At 32.6% G+C, this 14,209-nt stretch carries 15 protein-coding genes and 1 riboswitch; all 15 genes read left to right on the top strand.

What is annotated here, in order from left to right:
* The first annotated feature begins 51 nt into the window (after positions 1–51).
* A complete protein-coding gene (dut, locus tag B5D41_RS01295; protein WP_078808787.1) occupies positions 52–489 on the top strand; it encodes a dUTP diphosphatase in 438 nt (145 codons plus the stop codon).
* A gap of 73 nt (positions 490–562) precedes the next feature.
* On the top strand, positions 563–829 hold the full coding sequence (locus tag B5D41_RS01290; RefSeq protein ID WP_078808786.1) for a YlmC/YmxH family sporulation protein: 267 nt from the start codon (positions 563–565) through the stop codon (positions 827–829).
* A 74-nt stretch (positions 830–903) separates the two neighbouring features.
* Positions 904–1,497: a hypothetical protein gene (locus B5D41_RS01285; RefSeq protein WP_078808785.1), complete on the top strand. Its 594-nt coding sequence runs from the start codon at positions 904–906 to the stop codon at positions 1,495–1,497.
* A 116-nt stretch (positions 1,498–1,613) separates the two neighbouring features.
* Positions 1,614–1,790, top strand: a riboswitch (Lysine riboswitch).
* Positions 1,791–1,927: 137 nt separating this feature from the next.
* The gene (gene dapB, locus B5D41_RS01280; RefSeq protein WP_078808784.1) at positions 1,928–2,719 is read left to right on the top strand and encodes a 4-hydroxy-tetrahydrodipicolinate reductase; all 792 of its coding nucleotides are present in this window, start codon (positions 1,928–1,930) and stop codon (positions 2,717–2,719) included.
* 75 nt (positions 2,720–2,794) lie between these two features.
* Positions 2,795–3,676: a dipicolinate synthase subunit DpsA gene (dpsA, locus tag B5D41_RS01275; protein WP_078808783.1), complete on the top strand. Its 882-nt coding sequence runs from the start codon at positions 2,795–2,797 to the stop codon at positions 3,674–3,676.
* A gap of 30 nt (positions 3,677–3,706) precedes the next feature.
* The gene (locus B5D41_RS01270; protein ID WP_078808782.1) at positions 3,707–4,300 is read left to right on the top strand and encodes a dipicolinate synthase subunit B; all 594 of its coding nucleotides are present in this window, start codon (positions 3,707–3,709) and stop codon (positions 4,298–4,300) included.
* 120 nt (positions 4,301–4,420) lie between these two features.
* Positions 4,421–5,428 (top strand): aspartate-semialdehyde dehydrogenase, encoded by a 1,008-nt coding sequence (locus B5D41_RS01265; protein WP_078808781.1) that lies wholly within the window; start codon positions 4,421–4,423, stop codon positions 5,426–5,428.
* Between the two features lie 20 nt (positions 5,429–5,448).
* Positions 5,449–6,672: an aspartate kinase gene (gene dapG / locus B5D41_RS01260; RefSeq protein WP_078808780.1), complete on the top strand. Its 1,224-nt coding sequence runs from the start codon at positions 5,449–5,451 to the stop codon at positions 6,670–6,672.
* A gap of 19 nt (positions 6,673–6,691) precedes the next feature.
* Positions 6,692–7,570 carry a 4-hydroxy-tetrahydrodipicolinate synthase gene (gene dapA / locus B5D41_RS01255; RefSeq protein WP_078808779.1) on the top strand — a complete coding sequence of 293 codons (879 nt, stop codon included), beginning with the start codon at positions 6,692–6,694 and terminating at the stop codon, positions 7,568–7,570.
* Positions 7,571–7,782: 212 nt separating this feature from the next.
* Entirely contained in the window at positions 7,783–8,187 is a 405-nt protein-coding gene (locus B5D41_RS01250; RefSeq protein WP_078808778.1) for a hypothetical protein, read from the top strand.
* Positions 8,188–8,445: 258 nt separating this feature from the next.
* Positions 8,446–10,122, top strand: a complete 1,677-nt coding sequence (locus tag B5D41_RS01245; protein ID WP_078808777.1) for a ribonuclease J — start codon at positions 8,446–8,448, stop codon at positions 10,120–10,122.
* Positions 10,123–10,272: 150 nt separating this feature from the next.
* Positions 10,273–11,127: a ClpP family protease gene (locus tag B5D41_RS01240; RefSeq protein WP_078808776.1), complete on the top strand. Its 855-nt coding sequence runs from the start codon at positions 10,273–10,275 to the stop codon at positions 11,125–11,127.
* 12 nt (positions 11,128–11,139) lie between these two features.
* The gene (locus B5D41_RS01235) at positions 11,140–11,370 is read left to right on the top strand and encodes a YlzJ-like family protein (protein ID WP_078808775.1); all 231 of its coding nucleotides are present in this window, start codon (positions 11,140–11,142) and stop codon (positions 11,368–11,370) included.
* A 59-nt stretch (positions 11,371–11,429) separates the two neighbouring features.
* Positions 11,430–12,368 carry a Na/Pi cotransporter family protein gene (locus B5D41_RS01230; protein ID WP_078808774.1) on the top strand — a complete coding sequence of 313 codons (939 nt, stop codon included), beginning with the start codon at positions 11,430–11,432 and terminating at the stop codon, positions 12,366–12,368.
* 89 nt (positions 12,369–12,457) lie between these two features.
* Positions 12,458–14,110, top strand: a complete 1,653-nt coding sequence (locus tag B5D41_RS01225) for a Na/Pi cotransporter family protein (RefSeq protein WP_078808773.1) — start codon at positions 12,458–12,460, stop codon at positions 14,108–14,110.
* Positions 14,111–14,209: the final 99 nt, after the last annotated feature.

Here is a 14,209-nt window from a genome sequence, read left to right as displayed (position 1 = left end):
TTTATTTTAAGGTTAATTTCATACTAAACTAGATAATGGAGGAAACTAAATATGAAAATTAAAATTAAACGCCTAGATGATTCAATATCTCTACCAGAATATAAGCATCCAGGAGAAGATGTTGGTTTAGATCTTTGTTCTAGAGAAGAAGGAGTTTTAGAACCTGGTGAATATAGAATGTTTAAGACAGGAATAGCGATTGAATTACCACGTGGTTATGCGGGATTTGTTAATCCTAGAAGTGGTTTAGCTGTTAATTATGGGGTTACAGTTTTAAATGCTGATGGTGTAATTGATCCTGGTTATCGTGGTGAAATTGGAGTTCCTTTAATTAATCATGGTAAAGAGTCTTTTAGAGTCAATAAAGGAGCAAGAATTGCTCAATTAATTATTCAAAAATATGAAGAAGTTAGATGGGAAGAAGTAGATGAATTATCTAATACAGTTAGAGGTGAAGGCGGCTTTGGGCATACAGGAATTTTAGATTAACCTTGGATCTTTTAATACCTTCTGAAATCTTTGCATAGAATATTATAAGAATAGGTTATCAGGAGGTATTAAAATGAAATTAAGTGAATTACAAGGAAAAGAGATTATAAATATGTATGATGGATGTAGATTAGGGATAATAGGTGAAAGTGAATTGATTTTGGATTCTAATAGTGGAGATGTCGAATCAATTATTATTCCAAATCAAGGTGGTTTATTAAGTGTCTTCAGTGAAGAAAAGTACTTGATAATTCCTTGGCAAGCAGTGAAAAAGGTTGGAACAGAAGTAATTATTGTAGATTTAGAGAATGATTTACAACCACAGCGTGCTTCTATGTAAATGTGGTTTTAGAATATCCTCCTTAGCTTTTGGATATGTTAATTTTAAAGATATCAAAGGAGGTTAAATATTTTATGGCATCTGTAATAGGTGTTTTTAATCAAAGAGATCAAGCAGAGAGAGCAGTCAATGAAATTAGGAAATCTGGCTATGAAGAACAGGAGATATCTTTAGTAGCTAAACAGGCTCAAAATGCTACTGGGGAACTGCATAAGGATGAAGAAGAGTATGGAGAAGGTGGCTACTATGGAGATGATTACGGTGAATCAGTCTATGATAGAGAAGGAAATTATGCGGCTCAAAAGGATGTTGGCGGCACAGAAATGAATTTTCAAGAACAAAATTTAACTGATGGAACTGCGGCTGGTGGGACTTTTGGGGGTGTTGCTGGTTTATTGGCTGGAGCCGGGGCCTTGGCTATCCCTGGAATTGGCGCTATTGTTGCTGCTGGTCCAATTGCTGCTGGTTTAAGTGGAGCAGTGGCTGGTGGACTAGCTGGAGCCTTAGTTGATTATGGGATTCCAGAAGAAGTTAGTCAAGATTATGAAGATCATATTCGTAGAGGTAATATGTTGGCTGTATTTGAAGGAGCTGAGAATGAAGAAGATACAGCTGAAATAGCGGCTATTATGCAGCGAAATGGTGCTGTAGATGTTGAATTATATTAAATAAATAATTTAAAAGGAGAGAAATAATTTCTCTCCTTTTTCTATTTAGACTTGACATTTAATATAATTTGTTAGAAAATAAAAGAGAATTAAAAATTATATTAAAATCTGAATAAGATTGAGGTTGAGGAGCAGTGATTATTAGTATTTAAAGAGTTAAGGCCAATTTTTCTTTAAAGAAAGGGGTCATTGCCGAAATTTAGATTCAATTTGGTACATTGAATTTAGGTTGGGCTTAAAGTTAATAACTTTAAGACTGTCATCAGCTAAACTGGTGGAGGACTATCTTAATCGTTATAAACCTGTATATTTATAATGATTGGTGTTCTTGCCAATCATTTTTTGATTATTATAAGTTATAATTATTAATCATAAGTAGGTGGTTATTAAATATTAATTACCTAAATTAGAAAGGAGCTGTAAAAAAGATATGAAAAGAGTATTAGTAAATGGTGCTAGAGGAAAGATGGGAGAAGAAGTAGTAAAGTTAATAGATAGAAAAGAAGACTTAGAGTTAGCAGGAGCAGTTGATTTAGTAGATGTAGATGAGGATATTGGTGAGTTATTGAGTTTATCAGGGGAGGTAGAGATTGAAACTGATTTAAAGTTAGCTATTGCAGACAAATCTCCGGATGTTATTGTAGATTTTACAACTCCTCAGGTAGTAATGGAGAATATCAAAACTGGTTTAGAAGCTGGGGTTGATATGGTAGTAGGAACGACTGGGATTACTGAAGTAGACATTGAAAATCTAGAAGTATTAGCTATGGAGACAGAAACTAATATTATTATTGCTCCTAATTTTGCTATAGGTGCTATTTTGATGATGGAGTTTTCTAAGATGGCTGCTAAATATTTAGACCAGGCAGAAATTATTGAATTACATCATGATCAAAAGTTAGATGCACCTTCTGGGACTGCAATTAAAACAGCGGAATTGATTAATCAGGTTAGAAAGAACAAAAAGGTTGAAAAAGATGTGATAGAAAAGATTCCAGGTGCTCGTGGTGGAGAGCAAGAAGGATTAAATATACATAGTGTTCGTTTACCAGGTTTAGTTGCTCATCAAGAAGTGATTTTTGGAGGAGTAGGGCAGACATTAAAGATTAGACATGATTCGATTGATCGTCGTTCATTTATGCCAGGGGTTAAATTAGCTATTGACAAGCTAAAGAATATAGATGGAGTAGTTTATGGATTAGATAATTTAATGAAATTTTAAAGTTGACAAGCACTACTTTGGAAGGTTAACCATATAATATTAATGATTAGAAAAGTTGCGAGGAAGGAGGATTAAATGAAAACGGGATTAAAAGGAACTAAAATAGCAGTTTTAGGCGGGGACAGACGTGAACAAAGAATGCTTAAACTCTTAGTAGCTACAGGAGCTCATATTAAAACTTTAGGAATGCCTGCAGATGAAGACTTAGATATTATAGTAAAAGATGAGTTATCAGAAGTTACTAATAATGTTGATGTAGTTATTGCTCCTATGGTCAGTGCTGATGAAACAGGATATCTTAAGGCTACTTTTATTGATAAAGAGATCAAATTAACAGAAGAATTCTTTGCTAATTTAGAATTTGGAACTTTATTTTTTATTGGAATAGCTAGAGGTAAGTTAGTAGATTATTGTGAGAAACATAATATAAAACTGGTTGAAATGGCCAAATTAGATGAAATAGCTATTCTTAATGCCATTCCTACTGCTGAAGGTGCAATTCAGGTTGCAATGGAAGAATCAAACATTACACTACATAGTAATAAATCCATGGTTTTAGGTTTAGGTAGGGTTGGCTTAACTCAAGCTAGGATGTTAGCTGGATTAGGAAGTAAGACTTATGGGGTAGCTAGAAATCCAGCTGATAGAGCTAGAGCAAAAGAAATGGGAATTATCCCTGTTGATTTTTCTGAGTTAAAAGTAACCATTACGGATATGGATTTTATTTTTAATACTGTTCCGAAAATGGTCTTAACTAGAGATATCTTAACTAGAGTAAAGCAGGAAGCTATAATTATCGACCTAGCATCTAGTCCTGGTGGCACAGATTTTGACGCTGCAGAGGAATTAGGTATTAAATCAATACTGAGTTTAGGTTTACCAGGAAAAGTAGCCCCTAAGACTGCTGGTCAAATTTTAGGAGATGTTATTCCACGTTTAATTATAGAAGAATTATAGATATTGACCTTCCAAAGGAGGTGTGCATATTTGAAATTAAAGGGTAAAAGAATAGGTTTTGCAGTTACTGGTTCATTCTGTACTTTAGCTAAAATCATCCCTCAATTAAAAAGAATAGTAGAGGCGGGGGGAATAGTTTATCCTATCATTTCTGAAGTTGTTCAAGAGACAGATACTAAGTTTGGTACAACAGATAAATGGATAAATAAAATAGAGGATATTACAGGAAATGAGTTAAGAACTAACATTATAGAAGCGGAACCTATTGGTCCAGGCAAGCTTTTAGATATATTAATAGTAGCACCTTGTACTGGAAATACTGTAGCTAAACTTGCTAATGCAATCACAGATACTACAGTTTTAATGGCTATTAAAGCGCATTTAAGAAATGATAGGCCGGTAGTTATAGCAATAGCAACTAATGATGGATTAGGGAATAATGCCCAGAATATAGGTAAGTTATTAAATACTAAAAATATATACTTTGTTCCTTTTGGGCAAGATAATCCTCAAGAGAAAGTTAATTCATTAATTGCTAGAATTGATTTAATTCCTGAAGTTATAGAGTATGCTTTAGATGAGAAGCAAATTCAGCCTGTAATTATAGAATATAATGGTATATAATAATTATATGGTGATAATTAATGAGTTTAATATAAAAGAATAGTTACTTACTAATTATGTTATTAATTATGGATTAAATATAAATTTATACACTAAAATGTATAGGAGGTATTAATAATTATGGGAAAATATAATGTAGCGATAGTCGGTGCTGCGGGAGCAGTAGGAAGAGAAATGTTAAGTATAGTTCAAGAAAGAGGACTTCCATATAATGAATTAAGATTATTAGAAAAAGAAGATGGAACATTTACTACTGAGGATGGAGTAGAATATGAGGCGATAGAAGCTACTCCTGAAGTATTTGAGGATATTGATATTGCTTTATTTAGTGCTGGTAGTGCAGCTAGTAAAAAACTTGCACCAGAAGCAGCTAAGAGGGGAACAGTGGTAGTTGATAATAGTAGTGCATTTAGAATGGATCCAGAAATACCATTAGTAGTTCCAGAAGTGAATCCAGAAGATATTAATAATCATAAAGGTATTATTGCTAATCCTAATTGTTCTACTATTCAAATGGTAGGTGCTTTGAAACCAATTTACGATCAGGTAGGGATTAAAAGAATTGTAGTGTCGACTTATCAAGCGGTTTCAGGATCTGGTAAAGCTGCTATGGATGAATTATTAGAACAGTCTAAGAGTATTTTAGAAGGAAAAGAAGCTAAGGCTGAAGTATATCCACACCAAATTGCTTTTAATGCTTTGCCACATATTGATATCTTTTTTGATGATGGCTATACTAAAGAAGAGATGAAGATGGTTAATGAAACTAAAAAGATTATGGGTGATGATTCTATTAAAGTAACAGCAACTACAGTAAGGATTCCAGTATTAATTGGTCATGCAGAATCCGTTAATTTAGAGCTAGGGGCTGAATTAGAAGTAAAAGAAGCAAAAGAACTGTTAGATGCTGCTGAAGGAGTAAGGGTAGTTGATAATCCAGAAGAATTAGTTTATCCAATGCAGAATCAAATAGAGGAAATAGATGATATCTTAGTAGGTAGAATTCGAAAGGATAATACTATAGATGCAGGTTTAAACCTTTGGATTGTAGCTAACAACCTACGGAAAGGAGCAGCATTAAATACAGTTCAGATTGCTGAAAAATTAATTGAGAATAATGCTTTATAGTTAGAAAGAGAGGTGGGGGAATGCGAAATACCTTAATTCAAAAATTTGGGGGATCTTCTTTAGATACAGAAAAAAAGAGACAAATGGTCGTTGAAAAGGTGATTAATAGTATTAATCAAGGCTATAGACCAGTAATTGTTGTATCAGCTATGGGACGAGAAGGAGCCCCTTATGCTACAGACACTTTAATTGGCTTAGCTGAAGGTGCTTATGAGCATATTAATCCTAGAGATAAGGATCTTATAATGTCTTGTGGTGAGATTATCTCTACAGTCATAATAGGGCAAGGATTAAAAGCTCGAGGGTATGATTATAGATCTTTAACAGGAGCTCAGGCCGGTATTATAACAGATGATAATTATGGGGACACTAGGATTTTAGAAGTGAAACCTACTAAAATTAGAGAGACACTAGATGATAATTTAATACCTATAGTAGCTGGATTTCAGGGTATTACTAAGGATGGTGATATAACTACTTTAGGTAGAGGAGGTAGTGATACAACAGCTTGTGTATTAGGGGCTGCATTACATGCAGAAATGGTAGAGATTTATACTGATGTAGAAGGAGTCATGACAGCTGATCCTAATTTAGTACCTAATGCTAAGACTTTAAAACATGTTACTTACAATGAAGCATGTGAATTAGCTTATCAAGGAGCTCGAGTCATCCATCCACGAGCAGCAGAAATAGCTATGCGGGAAAGAGTTCCTTTAATGATTAAATCTACATTTAGTGATAGTTCAGGCACTGTTATTTCTAATGCATTTAAGCATAATAATGAAATAGATATAAAAGGAGATAGACCAGTAACCGGAGTTACTAGTCGTACTAATGTTAGTTTAGTCAAAATTATTCCTCGAGCAGAAAAAGAGAATGCTACTGCTTTAGGCTGTTTTGAAGTTTTAGCCAATACAGGGATTAGTGTTGACTTTATTAATGTGCGACCGGAGATGATTACATTTATAATTGATGAACGCTTGGTAGAGAAGACAGAAGAAGTATTATCTGAAACTGAATATAATTATGAAATAGGAAATAGTTTGATTAAAGTTTCCGTTGTAGGAGCAGGAATGACTGGGCTTCCTGGAGTAATGGCCCGGGTAACGAAAGCTTTAGATGGTAATAATATATCCATTTATCAAACAACTGATTCACATACTACTATTTCTTGTTTAATTAACAAAGAAGATGAAAAGAAGGCTCTATGTGCATTACATGATCAATTTAATTTAGCAGATTAATTTTATGGAGGGGTTTAATATGGAATTTGGTGAAGTGATAACGGCAATGGTGACTCCGTTTAATACTGATTTAGAAGTTGATTATGAAGCTACAGCAGAACTAGCTAATTACTTAGTTGAAAATGGTTCAGATGGAATATTAGTCTTAGGAACTACTGGTGAAGTACCGACTTTAACTAAAGATGAAAAGATTAAATTAGTAAAAACTGTTAAGGAAGAAGTAGGTGGAAGAGCTAAAGTTATTGTAGGAACTGGATCTTATTCAACTAGTGCTAGTATAGAAATGACTAAAAAGATAGAAGCAATAGGAGTAGATGGTGTAATGTTAGTTACTCCGTATTATAACAAACCACCTCAATCAGGCTTATACCGTCATTTTAAAATGGTAGCTAAAGAAACTGACCTACCAGTGATTTTATATAATGTTCCTGGAAGAACTTCTAGAAATATTGAACCTGAAACAGTGGCTAAGTTAGCTGAAATTGAAAACATAGTAGCTATTAAAGAAGCCAGTGGAGATGTAGAGCAGGCGGCTACTATTAATCGTCTAACAGATGATGAATTTTTGATTTATAGTGGTGATGATGGATTAACTTTACCTATTTTAAGTATAGGAGGAACTGGAGTGATTAGTGTATCTTCCCATTTAGTAGGTAATCAGATTAAAGAAATGATTACTCTTTATAAAGCTGGTAAAGTAAAGGAAGCAGCAGATTTAAATGCTGAATTAGGAGAACTATTTGGCAAAATGTTTATAACTCCTAATCCAATACCTGTTAAATGTTCTTTAAACTTATTAGGGCAAAAAGTGGGACCGGTTAGGCCGCCTTTAGCTGATATTGATCAAGAAGAAAAAGCAGTATTAGAGGTACTTTTAAAAGAGTATAATTTAGTGTAAGATTAAAGGTGTGTAGTTAACTACACACCTTTTTTATTTATAACTTAGTTTTCTAAGTTTATAGCATTTTTAACTTGTATTTTATTATAGGACAAATATCACAAAAATATTAGGACATTTGACATCTTTTGATGATGATTTATATGTGAAATAATATACATAAGGAATATAAAAAATCTATAAAATGATGTTTATTATTAGGAGGGGTAGGTATGAAAAAATCGTTGTTAATTTTATTAATGGTTGCAGTCATGATTACTTTAATGACTACACTAGTTTTTGCTAGTAGTCCTAAATCAGTTGAAGATATGGTAAAACAGAATAAGGGTTGTGCTGTAAGTTGCCATAAACCGGATAGTAAATATAATTTAAAGAACGAAATTAAGGCTATGGCTAAAGAAGGGAAGCATGCTGATGTTTCTTCTATGGTAAGTAATGAGGGACCTGAAAAGTGTATGACTTGTCACTCAAGTAATTTTGGTAAGATATTACATGAGGTGCATTTAGTAGGAACTCCTGAAGAAAATCATTTTCTAGCAGATGTAAAGAGTGGAACAGCAGGTTGTGTCAGCTGTCATGCACTAGATGCTGAAACAGGAGAGATTGGATTAGATTAAATTAGATTATATATTTAAGTTATTATAAATCTATTTATTGGTCAATATATCTTTTAAGAGAGATATATTGGCCTTTTTTATTTTTTTCCTTGTTTTAATGGGATAAATCCTTTATAATAATAAATAGGATAATTAGGGACGGGTTTTGTTATTTTTTAGATCTTGAGAGCGGGATCGGCTTTTAAATAAATTAAAAAGTAGTTAAAAGTATAATTGAGAGATAATATTAAAAAAACTATGGAGGTGTTAATTAATTAAATGTCGAATAATCACAATCAAATAGATAATGTTTCTTTAATTCCATTAGGTGGGGTTGGGGAGATCGGAAAGAATATGATGGTAGTTGAAGTAGAAGATGAGATATTAATAGTTGATGCTGGAATTATGTTTCCAGAAGATGATCTATTAGGGATAGATCTAGTAATTCCAGATATTACTTATTTAAAAAAGAATCAAGAGCGTATTAAAGGAATCGTGCTTACTCATGGGCACCTAGACCATATTGGGGCTTTGCCTTATATTTTAAAAGAGATTAATGTTCCAGTTTATGGGACAAAACTTACTTTAGGTTTATTAAGAGGTAAGTTAAAGGAACATGGTGTCTTAAGTGATTCTTATTTAAAGCATGTTTACCCAGGACATTCAGTAGAAATTGGTCAAAATTTTAATGTGGAATTTATTCGGGTAAATCACAGCATTGCTGATGCTTGTGCTTTAGCAATTCATACCCCTGCTGGTGTTTTAGTATATGCTAGTGATTTTAAATTTGATCAAACCCCTACTAATGGGCAGATGGCCGATATTCACCGATTGGCAGAGTTAGGTGATGAAGGTGTACTAGCTTTATTTTCTGATAGTACCAATGCAGAACGGCCAGGATATACTATGTCAGAGAAGGTAGTCGGTGAATCTATCGATGAAATATTTAGTAATGCTAGGGGAAGAATTATTGTTGCATCATTTGCTTCTAATATTGATAGAATTCAGCAATTTATAGATTCAGCTTTCGAAAACAATCGTAAAATTGCTGTTACAGGAAGAAGCATGATTAATAATGTTCATATTGCTAAAGAGTTAGGTTATTTAAATATTCCTGATGGTATGTTAGTAGATATGCAGGATTTAAGTGGTCTAAATGATGATAAGATTGTATTAATAACTACTGGAAGTCAAGGGGAACCAATGGCAGCCTTAACTAGGATGGCTCGTGGTGACCATAGACATATAAATATTCAAGATGGTGACACAGTTGTTGTTTCTGCTAGAGCAATTCCTGGTAATGAACGGTCGGTTGGAAGAACTATTAATAAACTTCTTAAGCGAGGAGCTGAAGTTATATATGAGTCAGTTTCTGGCGTTCATGTTTCTGGACATGCCAGCCAAGAAGAATTGAAATTAATGATGAACTTAGTACAGCCTAAGTTTTTTGTTCCCGTCCATGGTGAATACCGTCATTTGCATCGACATGCTAATCTAGCTAAAGAGGTAGGAATTCCTGAAGAAAATATCTTTATAACTGAGCCAGGAAATGTATTAGAATTTAGTAATAGCAATGGTCAAACTGCTGGTTCAGTTAAAGCTGGTCGAGTTTTAGTAGATGGTTTAGGTGTAGGAGATGTAGGGAATATTGTTTTAAGAGACCGTCGTTTACTCTCTCAAGATGGAATTTTAATTGTTGTTGTAACTATTGATAAAAAAGGAAAGAATGTTGCTGGTCCAGATATTATCTCTCGTGGTTTTGTTTATGTACGTGAATCAGAAGCGTTAATTTCTGCTGCTACAAGTAGGGTAGAGAACGCATTAGAAGAATGTGAAGAAAATAATGTTACAGAATGGTCAGTCTTAAAATCAAAAATTAAAAATGCTTTAGGTAGCTTTATTTATCATAAAATAAAGCGGAGACCAATGATACTTCCAATTATTATGGAAGTATAATTATTAAGACAGATAGAAAGTATATACTTTCTATCTGTCTTTTTTATATTCTTCACAAATATTATAAATAAATTATTTAATGAGGTAATGTATAAATAAGTTTGATTTAATCATACTAAAATTAAACTATTACTCAGGAGAGTGATTATTTTGACTCGATATGATAATTATAGACAGAGGATAAACCCTTCTCGAATTGCAAAACCCGCTTCCAAACCTAGTCGCCGTAAGAAGGGAAAAAAATCTCCTCAAAAAGGGAATACCTTACAAACCTTAAAACAGTTAGGTCAGACTGATTTACCTGACAATGCAGGATCCAATATTCATTGTATAAATATTGTAGGTCAGATAGAGGGACATAGGAATTTGCCGCCAAAGAACAAAACTACTAAGTATGAACATTTAATTCCACAATTAGTTGCTATAGAACAGAATCCTAAGATAAAAGGTGTAATTTTAATTCTAAATACAGTTGGTGGAGATATAGAAGCTGGATTAGCTATTTCAGAGATGTTAAGTAGCCTTTCAATCCCTACAGTATCTTTAGTATTAGGAGGCGGACATAGCATTGGTGTTCCCATTGCAGTAGCTACTAATAAGTCTTTTATTGCTCCAACTGCTACTATGATAATTCATCCTATAAGATTGACTGGAATGGTAATTGGTGTGCCACAGACTTATGAATATTTAGATAAGATGCAGGATAGGGTTGTTGATTTTGTTAGTAAGCATTCAGATATAACAGAAGAAAACTTCAGGAGATTAATGTTTCAAACTGGTGAATTAGTTAGAGATGTAGGAACAGTATTAATTGGGGATGAAGCCGTTAAGGAAGGTCTTATTGATGGAACAGGTGGATTAAGTCAAGCTATTAAATCATTAAATAGTATGATTGGTGAAGATGGTAAAGAATCTAATGAATCTAATGAATTAGCTACATCAGATAAAGTATCACCTGACTTAGATTCATCAATTGAGTCAGTAATTGAAGATAATGAAGAGTAGAGGTGGTAGAGTATGGTATATTATTCTATAATCCCTGGTGATATGATATTTACGGAAGAAGAAGAAAATGAGGTGGAACTATTAGAAGTAGAGGTTAATGGAGTGACAATGGTAATTGATCAAACGGAAATAGATAAAGGGAAAGTAGTTAAAGTTATTAGTTCAGACCCTCAGGATTATATGCAATTAGATTATCAACCGGGAAATAAAATTGAATTTACTCCTCAATTTTATAATGAATAAATCTCCTCTGAGTTGTATATTAATTTAATAAGATAATGGAAAAAGAGGAGAAAGATTAAATGTTATTAACAATTTTATATTTAATAAGTGGTTTAATTATTTTCATATATGGGATGCATGTAGTGAAGGTAGGATTACAAGATAGGGTTAACACTCAAAGTAGGTATTTGCTGAAATATATTACAGGAACAAAATTATTAAGTATTTTAAGTGGTATATTAGTAACTGCTTTAATGCAGAGTAGTAGTGCTACTATTGTTTTGATTATTAGCTTTGTAAATGCCGAATTATTAGGTTTAGCTCAGGCATTAGGAATGATAATTGGAACAAATATTGGAACTACAATTACTGGACAGATTATTTCTTTTAATTTAGAAGATAATTTTTGGTTGTTCTTTTTAATTGGATTAGTCTTTTATTTAATTTATCGAATCTATAATAGACAAAAAAATAAATGGTTAATTTTAGCCAAAACTTTTATCGGTTTTGGCTTGATTTTTTTAGGATTAAATTTCTTAGGTGATGCTTTAACTCCTCTCAAGGATACAGAATTTTTTTTAAAGTTTATCATAAATCTATCTCATAATAATTTTTTAGCGTTGTTAAGTGGTACTTTAGGGACATCTATTTTACAGAGTAGTAGTGCTTTTATAGGAGTGATTTTAACTTTGAGTAAAGAGGGATTAATTCAATTGCCTACAGCAATTTTATTATTATTAGGTAGTAATATAGGAACTTGTATTACAGCTGTCATAGCATCAGTTAATGGGTCATTAAAGGCAATTCAGGTGGCAGTGGGGCATATAATTTTTAACTTATTAGGTGTAATATTTTTTTATCCTTTAGTAACTCCCTTTTCATATTTAGTGGCTTTAACGAGTAATCAAATTGTAAGGCAGATAGCTAATGGACATACAATTTTTAATTTAATTAATGCTGTTTTATTCTATTTCTTTTTTGATAAATTTATAGAAATAGTAAAAAAGATAAGTGAATAATTTAATTAATTCTTTTTTTAAACTAGCATCCATAACTTTTGTATGTTATAATAATTGTGGCTAAATAGTTTGGAGAGGAGTGGGATCTTTTGTCGGTAGAAATGGTATTTAAATTATTAGGTGGTTTAGGTTTATTTATTTATGGGATGAAACAGATGGGAGATGGGTTACAGAAGACAGCAGGTAGGAAACTAAGAAAACTTTTAGAAATGCTAACTACTAATCGGATAGCAGGAGTATTAGTAGGAACCGGAGTAACAGCTATTATTCAAAGTAGTAGTGCGACTACTGTGATGGTGGTTGGGTTTGTAAATGCTGGATTAATGAATTTAAAGCAGTCAATTGGTGTTATTATGGGAGCTAATATTGGTACAACAATTACAGCTCAGTTGATTGCTTTTAAATTAACTCATTATTCTTTTCATGCAATAGCTATTGGTGCAGCATTATATCTATTTGGAAAGAAGCAGAAGACTAAAAATATTGGACAAGTTTTTCTAGGGTTTGGTATTTTATTTTTAGGATTAAGTACTATGAAAGATACCATGAAGCCTTTACGTGATTCTCAAGTATTTTTAGATGTTATGGCTAAATTTGGAGCTTCACCAATTTTAGGTGTAATCTTAGGGACTTTAATAACGGTTATAGTCCAGAGTAGTAGTGCTAGTATAGGTATTTTAATGGGGTTGATGTCAACAGGTATTATTAGTTATCAGATGGCAGTTCCAATTTTACTAGGTGATAATATAGGAACTACTGTTACTGCTTTATTATCTAGTATTGGCACTAATTCTACTGCTAAGCGTGCAGCCTTAGCACATATGGTATTTAATGTAATAGGAACTGTTGTCTTTATTGTAGCATTATATGTAATTCCTGATTTACCAGGGGTATTAGAAAGATTCTTTATTAATATTTCTCATTATTTTGGACAGGAAATAAGTGCTAATAGAATGTTAGCGAATACTCATTCAGCATTCAATATTTTGAATGCTCTTATTTGGTTACCGTTTGTAGGGATTATAGTTAAAATAGTTAATAAAATAATTCCAGAAAAAGAAGAGAAGATGGAAGAAGGAACTAAATATATTGATAAGAGAATGTTAGAAACTCCAGGTGTTGCTTTAGACCAGACTAATAAAGAGTTAATTAGAATGACTAAGTTAGCTAAAGAATCAGTATCTCAAGCAGGAGAGGCTTTCTTAAATGGAGATGAGGATATTATAGCTGAAGTTCAAAAAAAGGAAGATATTATTGATGATTTAGAACATAGTATTGTGGCTTATTTAGCTGAAATATCAAATCATTCTTTAGCTGAGGAGGATGTTAAGAGGTTAAATGGTTTTTTGAATATAGCAGATGCTGTTGAGAGCATGGGAGATCATGCTGAAAATATTATTGAATTAGCAGAATATAAGATTGAACATGAATTAGAATTTTCTGAGCAAGGGAAAGATGATGTTAAGAATATGTTTACAAAGGCAGAGAATATCATAGATACTTCGATAATTGCATTAGAAGAATTAGATGTTGAAAAGGCAAAGTGGATCTTAGAACTAGAAGGTGAAATTGATACTTTAGAAGCAGATTATCGTAATGCTCATCTTGGACGTTTAAATGCTGGTGATTGTTTACCGGTTTCAGGTGTTGTTTTCTTAGAAATTTTACAGGCTGTTGAACATATAGGTGATCAAGCTACTAAAGTTGCTCATTCGGTTTTAGAAGACTTAAAATCTGAATAATTGATAACAAAGATAAAGAGAAATGTGTGTACACATTTCTCTTTATTATATTTAAATTAATTAATAGAAATGATTTGACTTTATACATAACTACTTAAA

It is taken from the genome of Selenihalanaerobacter shriftii, from assembly GCF_900167185.1.
GTDB classification, from domain to species: domain Bacteria; phylum Bacillota; class Halanaerobiia; order Halobacteroidales; family Acetohalobiaceae; genus Selenihalanaerobacter; species Selenihalanaerobacter shriftii.
Note: the sequence above shows the minus strand (reverse complement) of the source record. Positions and strands in the feature narration are given on the sequence as shown.